This is a genomic window from Streptomyces sp. NPDC052107, assembly GCF_040680215.1.
Classification (GTDB): Bacteria; Actinomycetota; Actinomycetes; order Streptomycetales; family Streptomycetaceae; genus Streptomyces.
In genome coordinates this window covers 1-1,223 of record NZ_JBFAWG010000301.1, presented here as the reverse complement: position 1 = coordinate 1,223, position 1,223 = coordinate 1, and the positions used below count along the sequence as shown (strand labels likewise).

Below are 1,223 nucleotides of genomic sequence, written 5' to 3'. Positions count from 1 at the left end.
ACAAAGGCTCCTACGCACCCGCGTCCTCGGCGGAGTCATCAACGAGTACAGATATGCCGCGTGAGCTGCAGCGATGACTTTCCGAGCCCCGCAGGTTCGCGGGGTCGTGGTCCCAACTCGCCGTGTACGGCGTGATGTCGGGCCGTGCGGACAGCGCTCCGCCCTGCGGGCCGGTGGCCGCGGCACATGCGTGGTATGCCGCCCGCCGAGGGGGTGGCCCGAACGACGGCGGCCGCCGCTGGGACCGTTGTTCCAGCGGCGGCCGTGGGCGGATTCGCGGTCGGTCAGTCGCCGTATTCGTAGGCGTCGGTGGTCAGGTCCATGGAGCCGGTGCACAACTCGTGGCGGGTCCGCAGCCAGGCGCGGCCCGGGTGGCGCCGTTGGTCGGGGTATCCCCGGATTGGGCATGGCCTGCTGAAATTTCGGTTCTGCTGGTGCGGGGTCCCCCGTTGCAGGACGGTGCGGTCTTCATTCGGGTGAACGGCTCCGTGTTGCTGGATCTTAGCTGCGGTGGTGCCTATTGACTGGGTGCGTACGCCAGGCCTTCCAGGAGGACCACCATGTTTGGCAGGACTTTTCTCGCCGCCACGGCACTTGCCGCTAGCGCTCTGACCGTTCCGGCAACGCTTCCTCACGCCCACGCCGCAGCACGACGCGTCGTGAAGCTGAGCAACGCCGACAACGGCAGGACCGTCTTCGTCACTCTGGGCGAAAAGGTCGAGGTCAAGCTGAAAGCCACCTCAGGTAACGGGGTGAAGTGGGTGTGGGATGTACCCGTGGCCTCCGCCCCCCATGTACTGCGACGGGTTTCAGGAGGCACCGCTCCCAGTGGCGACGCTCGAGCCACCTTCCGGGCCGAAGAACTCGGAAGGAGCACCATCATCGCGCCCAGCCGCTGCGTAGTCACAGCTCCTGGACACGTCTGCCCCCACCTTGGTGTTCTCTGGAGGACCACCGTCGACGTCTTCTGACGGCTTGTCCCTGAGGGGCAGCAACGTGGGAGAGCCAGTCGTCCCGCGATGTCGGCACGCGCAGACCGCGAACCGGTCAACGTCCAGGACGTCCTGCCATGTCCGCCCACCCCTGGAGCTGGGAGTCCGAGAGCTGGGACCGCAGCCTGTCGAGGAACGTAGTCCCGGGCCAGTCGGCGCGAATGCATCAGCCACGCGAACGTGCGCTCTGCCACCCAGCGCCGGGGCAGCACCACGAACCCTGTCGTGTCG

Annotated in this window: 1 pseudogene; it reads right to left on the bottom strand. The window is 67.1% G+C overall.

The features are described from left to right. Positions 1–1,129: 1,129 nt before the first annotated feature. Positions 1,130–1,223: pseudogene (locus AB0M27_RS47990) on the bottom strand (IS5/IS1182 family transposase); the annotation flags it as partial.